The sequence below is a fragment of the Kineococcus halophytocola genome (genome assembly GCF_041276425.1).
In the GTDB taxonomy this organism is placed as follows: Bacteria; Actinomycetota; Actinomycetes; order Actinomycetales; family Kineococcaceae; genus Kineococcus; species Kineococcus halophytocola.
The window spans coordinates 89,936-97,650 of the sequence record NZ_JBGFTU010000019.1 but is presented as its reverse complement, the minus strand read 5'-3'; the positions used below and the strand labels follow the sequence as shown (position 1 = coordinate 97,650).

Below are 7,715 nucleotides of genomic sequence, written 5' to 3'. Positions count from 1 at the left end.
GCCGGCGACGATCTCGGGGTTGGTGAAGGAGAAGCGGATCCTGGACGGGCGCAACGCGTTGGACCCGTCCAGGTGGCGGGCGGCGGGGTGGACGTACCGCGCCCTGGGCCGACCCCGCGCCTGACCCCGCGCCTGACCCCGTCCGACCCCCGCCCCGGCCGCCCTGCTCGAGGGAGGTCGGGGCGGAAGTCGTGACGTCCGCGTGTGGGCGGGCCGGTGCGGTGCCACGTCGGCCGTACCGTGGATCGCATGCCCGCCGAACCCCCCGAGCGCGACAGCCACGCCACGTCCGGCGCCGGGGAGGAGGGGGCCGACGCCGAGCGCTGGCACTCCAGCACCTACGGCCGCCCGCGCCGCCCCGCCGGACGGGGTCCGGGGCGGGGCGCGGGACGCGAGCAGGCACGGGCGGCGCAGACCCCCGGCCGTGAGCAGCGCCTGGCCGACCTGCACCGTCCGGTGCCCGCTCCCCCCGCCGCCCGTCCGGCCGGCCAGGACCCGCCGGGACCCGGCGAGCCCCACCGTGGCGCACCCCACGGCGCCGCACCCCACCGTCCTCGGCGCCGGCCGAACGTGCGCCGGCGCCGCGTCCTGGCCGTGGTCGCCGTCCTGGTGGTGCTGGCCGTGGCCTACCCCCTCACCCTCGCCTGGCGCGGCTGGTCCTCGGTCGAGCAGGTCGCGGCCGCCTCGACGGGTGAGCGCCCGGCGGCCACGCCCGGCACGACCTACCTCATCGTCGGGTCCGACTCCCGCGACGGGCTGACCCCGGAGGAGATCGAGGAGTACTCCGCCGGCGGCGACGACATCTCCGGGCGGCGCACCGACACGATCATGCTGCTGCACGTGCCCGACTCCGGGGGCCCGGCCGCCCTCATCAGCATCCCCCGCGACTCCTGGGTCCCCGTCCCGGGCCACGACCGGAACAAGATCAACGCCGCCTTCGCCATCGGCGGGGCGCCGCTGCTCATGCAGACCGTCGAGCAGGTCTCCGGCCTGCGCGTGGACCACTACGTCGAGACGGGGTTCGGCGGGTTCGCCCGGATCGTCGACGCCGTCGGGGGCGTCACGATGTGCCCGGCCGAGGCGGTCGACGACGTGCGCGCCGGGCTGGACATCCCGGCCGGGTGCCAGTCGATGGACGGCAGGACGGCCCTGGGCTACGCCCGCTACCGCTACACCGACAACCAGGGCGACTTCGGCCGGGTGCAGCGCCAGCGCGACCTCCTGGGCGCCATCACGTCCAAGGCCGCCAGCCCCGCGACCCTGCTCAACCCGTTCCGGGCGTTCCCGCTGGCCTCGGCGGGCGGGTCCGCGGTGACGGTGGACGAGGGGTCCTCGATCACCGACCTCGTGGGGTTCCTGCGCGGGATGCGCGAGGCGACCGGTGCGGGAGGGATCTCCATGACCGTCCCCGTCTCGAACCCGAGCCTGCGCACCGGGCACGGCATCGCGGTGAAGTGGGACACCGACAAGACGCTGGCCATGTTCGGCGACCTCAAGGCCGACGACACCGAGGCGTTGCGCTCCCTGACCTCCTGACCCCCTCGCGCAGCAGGACGCCCCGCCGCCCGGGAGGGCTGCGGGGCGTCCTGGTGCGGGGGCGGGATCAGAACGTGGTGACCGCGCTCAGCGCGTTGACGATCCCCTCACCGTAGAACCCGTTGTCGTCGGCGCTGCCGGCGCACGTGGCCGTCGAGGTGACGGGCCCGTTCGCGGTGACGCGGCGGTAGGTGAACTCCGCCGGCACCGGGCACGGGGTGTCGGTCGCGGTGCCGAGCAGGATCGCCTGGGTGATCGTCGGGTCCAGGGTCAGCGTGCCGGGGTGGGCCGGGTCGGGCTTGCCGTACTCGCTGACGATGAGCGCGGCGACACCGGCGGCGTGCGGGGCGGCCATCGAGGTGCCCTGCAGGTACTGGTAGTACGCGTCCTGCCCGTCCTTCGTCTTCTCCCGCACGACGAACGGGGTGGTCGGTTCACCGTTCTCGTCGATCGTGCCCTCGGCCTTCGCGACGTTGGCCGGGTAGGCGGCCAGGATCATCCCGGCGGGCGAGGTGCGGCCGTTGGCGGTGTCGTAGGCGTCGCCGCCGGGGGCGGAGACGTCGGACTGCTCGGTGCCGAAGTTGGAGTAGTACGCCTTGCGGCCGGACGGGCCGGTCGAGTTCACCGTCACGACGCCGTTGCTCTCGGCCGGCACGTTGAGGCAGGTCGAGTTGTCGATGGTGCGGTCACGGGCCTCGACGGGGTTGCCCTCGGCGTCCACCGGGTAGTCCGGGCTGGAGGAGTCGACCCCGGGGGCACCGAGGTCGGTGGCCTCGTTGCCGCTGGCCGAGATCGGCAGCACGCCCTTGCTGCGGGCGTAGTCGATCGCGCGCTGGACGGCGGCGACGATGACGCGCTGCTCCGCCTGCTCCTCCGGGGAGTCGGCCGGGTTGGCCTGGCAGTTGTACAGCCACGGGTCGACGTAGAAGCTCATGTTGACGACGTCGACACCGGAGTCGCCCGCGAACGTCAGCGCGTCGAGGGTCGGCTGGAGGAAGAAGTACCCCGAGTCCTGACCGGCGCGCAGGTTGACGAGGTTCACGTTCGGCGCGACACCGGCGATGCCCACGCCGTTGACCGGCGAGCCGATGGTGCTGGCGACGTGCGTCCCGTGCCCGTTGTCGTCCACGTCGACCGGGTCGACGCAGGACTCGACCTCGCACGGGCCGTCGATGTCGGGCATGTCGGTGACGAAGTTCCGGCTGCCGGCGGCGTCGAAGTTCGGGGCGATGTCGGGGTGGGTGCCGTCGACACCGGTGTCGATGATGCCGACGGTGACCTTCTTGCTGCCCGGCTGGACCTTGTAGGAACCCTCCGGGGTCGCACCGATGGCCCGCATGTCCCACTGCAGCGGGGCCAGGGGTTCGGCACCCTTCTCCTTGCGGGCCAGGGACTTCAGGGACGCGCGGCCGGCGAGGGTGGCGCGTTCGGCGTCCGTCAGCTTCTCGACGGCGTCGGTGTCGGACACCGCGTCGGCCGGGGACTCGCCGATGCTGCGGTCCGCGGCGGCACCGACGAGCCCGGCGGCGGCGTCGGCCTTGACGGCGAAGTCCGCGGCGGAACTCTCGACCAGCGCGTACCCGACCTTCGCGTTGCTGGACAGCACCGTCCCGCCCGCCTGGGCGATCGCGGCGCGGGCCATGACGTCGCTCGTGCCGGCGTCGTAGAGGACGACGTAGCGGGTGGTGCCCTCCTGCGCGGTGGCCGCGCCCTGGTGCGTGGAGGCGGTGGTGGAGCTGGAACTGGGGTCGGCGGACGCGGACTGCGTCACCGCCAGCGTCGTCGCGAGCAGCGCGGTGCTCATCGCGGCCGACAGGACGATCTTGCGCACGGGGTCTCCCTGCCTCAGAAAAGGATCAACGGGGCGAGTGTGCTGCACAGACTGCACACAGACAACCCTTGACCTCAGGCAGTTCGCACGCTAGTTGCCCGCACACCTCATCGGCGGGCGAGGTCGAACAGCACGTCCAGCAACCGGCGACCGTCCATCCGCAACCCGTCGTGCTGGTACTCGTTCGTCACGAACGTCCGCGCCCCGGCGATCGCCCGCGCGGTGGCCGCGGAGAACTCGTAGGGGACGAACATGTCGTCGACGTAGACCGCCGCGGCCACGGGCACGGTGTTCTGCGCCAGCACGTCGGCGTCGTACAGCGGGGGCAGGGTGGCGTCCGCGGCCAGCAGGTGGGCGGCCTCGCGCAGCGGCACGAGCGCGGGGTCCTCCTCGAACTGCCAGGGGTAGACGTGCTCGCCGGTGAACCGGAACCGCGGGGCGTCCAGGGCGAACTCGGCGAACTCCCCGCGGACCCGTTCAGCGGCCCAGTCCGTCGCCGCCCCCTGGGCGTAGATGCTCTCGTGGACGAGCGCGTACAGCGGGTGCGGGGCGAACGACAGCCGCCGGCCGACGTCCAGCAGGAACCGCTCGCGCAGCCGGGTCTCGCCCCGGACGGTGGTGAACGGGTCCTCCAGGGCGAAGTGCAGCGCGTCGAACCCCGACACCGTCCCCAGCGCGGCACCGAGGGTGCGGAACCGGCGCGCCGACAACCGCTCCCCCGTCGCCAGGTCCTCCTCGACGGCCTCCAGGTGGTCGGCGACCCGTTGCGCCACCGCGAGGTCGCGCGGGTAGCGGGCGAAGAACTCGGCGTTGCGGCGCGCCGTCTGCGCGTACGTGCGCCGGTAGACGTCGTCGGCCGTGGTGTCCAGACCGGGCAGGCCGGCGGTGATGAACACTTCGCGCAACCCCTGCGGGGCCCGGGACAGGTACGTGGTCAGGCAGAACCCGCCGTAGCTCTGCCCCAGCGCCGCCCAGGTGTCCCCGCCGAGGGCCACCCGCAGCAGTTCGGCGTCGTCGACGATGGAGTCGGCCCGCACGTGCCGCAGCAGCGCGGCCTGCTCCGCCGGGGGTCCCGTGAGGGACTGCCGGTCCAGGGGCGTGGACCGTCCCGTCCCGCGCTGGTCGAGCAGGACGACGCGGAACTCCTCCAGCGCCCGGTCCAGCCAGCCGCCGACCACGTCGGGCCGGGGCGAGGGGTTCCCCGGGCCGCCCTGGAAGAACACCAGCCGCGGGGCGTCGCGCCGCCCGTCGCGGACGTACTCGCGCGCGAACACCTCCAGCGTCCCGGGCAGGCTCCCGGAGTGGTCGAGCGGGACGGTGAGGACGTGCTCGTGGACGTCGTGCCCGTCGACGCGGTGGGACTCGGTGACCAGGGGGCCGTCGGTGCGGGTGCTCACCGCGGCGACGCTACCGGGGCCCCACCGCTGCCCCACCGCTGCCTCGTCCACAGCCCGGCGCAACCCCGTGGACGCTGCGCCCGGGGCCGCCTACGGTCGGGGACGTGAAGATCGCCGAAGCGCTCACCGAGCGCGCCGACGCCCAGCGCCGGGTCGAGCAGCTGCGCAGCCGCATCGCCGCGAACGCGCGCTACCAGGAGGGTGAGGAACCCGCCGAGGACGCCGCCGCCCTGCTCGTGGAGGTGGGCGAGGTGCTGACCCGGCTGCGCACCCTCATCGCGCAGGTGAACCGGACGAACGCCCGGGTCGACCTCGGCCCGGACGGCACGATGACCGACGCCCTGGCCACCCGCGACGTCCTGCGCCTGCGACACGCCGTGCTGACGTCGGCGGCCGACGCGGCGGCCGGTCAGGGCACGCGGCACCTGCGCAGCGAGCTGCGGCACCTGTCGGCCCTGCCCGTGGCCGACCTGCGCCGGCAGGCCGACGAGGTGGCGCGCACGCTGCGCACCCTCGACGGCCGGATCCAGCAGGCGAACTGGACCCACGACCTGCTGGACCGAGCGGGGAGGGAGTGAGGAGCGGCGGCAGTCGGTAACCGGACGGGAGCGGACACGACCCGCACGTGGCCGGCGGGCACCACGGCCACTCGCTGGAGGTGGAGGGCAGCCTGGAGTTCGAGTCTCCGCGCACCGAGCAGCCCCGCACCGCGCACCACCCACGGTGCACCCAGCACGCAGCACCACCGTGTGTCGGTCCGTCCGGTGAGGGTGGGTCAGGGGACCCGCCGCCCCTCACGTCCCGGGTCGCACCCGGCGCGGCGCGTCAGCCCCCGAAGCCGACGCCCCCGCGCCGGGTCCGGGCGCGCAGCCGCTCGCCCTTGTCGTACGCGGTCTGCCGCAGCCCGTCCTGGAACTCGACCATCCGCATCCGCAGGTCCGCGTCCGCGGCGGCGAGGATGCGGACGGCGAGCAGCCCGGCGTTGCGGGCCCCGCCGATCGAGACCGTCGCCACCGGCACCCCGGCGGGCATCTGGACGATTGACAGCAGCGAGTCCATGCCGTCGAGGTGGCGCAGCGGCACCGGGACGCCGATGACGGGCAGCGGCGTCACGCTGGCCAGCATCCCCGGCAGGTGCGCGGCACCCCCGGCGCCGGCGATGACGACCCGCAGACCGCGCTCGGCCGCCGAGGCGCCCCAGGCGACCATGTCGTGCGGCATCCGGTGGGCCGAGACGACGTCGGCCTCGTACCCGACGCCGAACTCCTCCAGCGCCGTGGCGGCCTCCTCCATGACGGGCCAGTCGGAGTCCGACCCCATGACCAGACCCACGTGCACACTGCTCGCGACGCTCACTCGTCGATCTCCCCCGCGATGAAGGCCGCCGCGTGCCGGGCACGCGCGCGGACGGTGTCCAGGTCGTCGCCGTAGACGGTGACGTGCCCGAGCTTGCGGCCGGGCCGCTGCTCCTTGCCGTACAGGTGCACCTTGACGCCCGGGTCGTGCGCCATGACGTGCAGGTAGGACCGGTACAGGTCCTCGTGCCGGGCCTCGATCTGCCGCGGCCCCAGCACGTTGACCATGACCGTCCAGGGTGCGCGGGCGGCCGTCGAGCCCAGCGGCAGGTCCAGCACGGCCCGCAGGTGGTTCTCGAACTGGCTCGTCACCGCCCCGTCGATGCTCCAGTGCCCGGAGTTGTGCGGGCGCATGGCCAGCTCGTTGACCACGAAGCTGCGCCGCCCCTCGCGCTCGACCTCGAAGACCTCCACGGCCAGCACGCCCGTGACGCCCAGCCCGCCGGCGATGCGCAGCGCGACGTCGGTCAGCTCCGCGGCGAGGTCGGGGTCCAGGTCCGGGGCGGGCGCGGTGACCTCGTGGCACACGCCGTCGCGCTGCACGGTCTCCACCACCGGCCACGCGGCGGCCTGCCCCGAGGGGCTGCGGGCGACGAGGGCGGCCAGCTCGCGGGTGAAGGGCACGTGCTCCTCGGCCAGCAGCCCACCGCGGTCGGCCCAGGCGGTGAACCACCCGTCGGCGGTGGCCCAGCCCGACGCGTCGTCGGGACCGTCCAGGACGAGGACGCCCTTGCCGTCGTACCCCCCGCGCGGGGTCTTCAGGACGACGGGCCAGCCGGCGTCGGCCGCGAACGCCTCGACCGCGGCCCGGTCGGCCACCCGCGCCCACGCCGGGCACGGGACGCCGAGCGCGGTGAGGCGCTCGCGCATGACGACCTTGTCCTGGGCGTGCACGAGGGCGTCGGCCCCGGGCTGCACGCTCGTCACCTCGGCCATGGCGCGCAGCCCCGGGCCGGGGACGTGCTCGTGGTCGAAGGTGACGGCGTCGCACTCGGAGGCGAAGGCCACGAGGGCCTCCAGGTCGTCGGCCGCACCGACGGGGGCGGGCGTGACGACCTGCGCCGCGGCGACGTCGGGTCCTTCGGCGAGGACCCGCAGCCGCAGGCCGAGGGCCGTGGCGGCCGGCTGCATCATGCGGGCGAGCTGCCCGCCGCCGACGACGCCGACGACGGGGAACCCGCCGGGACGGGCGTGGGGGGCCGGGTCCGGCCGGCTGGCCTGGGCGGACGAGGCGGGGGACGGGGCGGTCACGGGGTCCGAGGGTAGTGGGCGGTCCGGGTCCTCAGGTCCTCACCCGTTCGGCCGATGCATCCTGAGATGCCCGCCGCCGTGGCGTGCCTCACGCTGGTCCCGGCGCGTCGTGGGACTGCGGCGCGTACCCACGGAGGGGGAGTTCGTTGTTCACCGTGATCGCCTGTGTGGCGCTCGTCGTCGTCGGCATCGTCGGAGCCATGAAGATGGAGGACCACCTCGATCCTCATCGCAACGCCCACGAGACACGCGCCCCGGTCGAACGGTGACCTGGAGCCGGTTCCCAGCCTGACCCGTCAGACTGCGTGGCCTGAGGGCCGGTCGAGGACCGGACGACGACCGGTC

At 74.4% G+C, this 7,715-nt stretch carries 7 protein-coding genes; 3 read left to right on the top strand and 4 right to left on the bottom strand.

The window, feature by feature from the left end; translation table 11 throughout:
- The first annotated feature begins 249 nt into the window (after nt 1–249).
- Entirely contained in the window at nt 250–1,536 is a 1,287-nt protein-coding gene (locus AB2L27_RS16015; RefSeq protein WP_370442487.1) for an LCP family protein, read from the top strand.
- 67 nt (nt 1,537–1,603) lie between these two features.
- On the opposite strand, the gene AB2L27_RS16010 is transcribed toward AB2L27_RS16015, so the two are convergent.
- On the bottom strand, nt 1,604–3,367 hold the full coding sequence (locus AB2L27_RS16010) for a S8 family serine peptidase (protein WP_370442486.1): 1,764 nt from the start codon (nt 3,365–3,367) through the stop codon (nt 1,604–1,606).
- Between the two features lie 107 nt (nt 3,368–3,474).
- Nucleotides 3,475–4,764 carry an alpha/beta fold hydrolase gene (locus AB2L27_RS16005; protein WP_370442485.1) on the bottom strand — a complete coding sequence of 430 codons (1,290 nt, stop codon included), beginning with the start codon at nt 4,762–4,764 and terminating at the stop codon, nt 3,475–3,477.
- A gap of 104 nt (nt 4,765–4,868) precedes the next feature.
- Here AB2L27_RS16005 and AB2L27_RS16000 point away from each other — a divergent pair, with 104 nt between their 5' ends.
- A complete protein-coding gene (locus AB2L27_RS16000; protein WP_370442484.1) occupies nt 4,869–5,342 on the top strand; it encodes a DIP1984 family protein in 474 nt (157 codons plus the stop codon).
- A 247-nt stretch (nt 5,343–5,589) separates the two neighbouring features.
- On the opposite strand, the gene purE is transcribed toward AB2L27_RS16000, so the two are convergent.
- A complete protein-coding gene (gene purE / locus AB2L27_RS15995; RefSeq protein ID WP_370442492.1) occupies nt 5,590–6,084 on the bottom strand; it encodes a 5-(carboxyamino)imidazole ribonucleotide mutase in 495 nt (164 codons plus the stop codon).
- Nucleotides 6,085–6,116: 32 nt separating this feature from the next.
- On the bottom strand, nt 6,117–7,370 hold the full coding sequence (locus AB2L27_RS15990) for a 5-(carboxyamino)imidazole ribonucleotide synthase (RefSeq protein ID WP_370442483.1): 1,254 nt from the start codon (nt 7,368–7,370) through the stop codon (nt 6,117–6,119).
- Nucleotides 7,371–7,516: 146 nt separating this feature from the next.
- Here AB2L27_RS15990 and AB2L27_RS15985 point away from each other — a divergent pair, with 146 nt between their 5' ends.
- The gene (locus AB2L27_RS15985; protein ID WP_370442482.1) at nt 7,517–7,639 is read left to right on the top strand and encodes a hypothetical protein; all 123 of its coding nucleotides are present in this window, start codon (nt 7,517–7,519) and stop codon (nt 7,637–7,639) included.
- Nucleotides 7,640–7,715 lie beyond the last annotated feature (76 nt).

Bases quoted from the DNA above. Each gene is read 5' to 3' on its own strand.
- AB2L27_RS16015 (WP_370442487.1), top strand. From the start codon at position 250: ATGCCCGCCGAACCCCCCGAGCGCGACAGCCACGCCACGTCCGGCGCC.
- purE (WP_370442492.1), bottom strand. From the start codon at position 6,084: ATGGGGTCGGACTCCGACTGGCCCGTCATGGAGGAGGCCGCCACGGCG.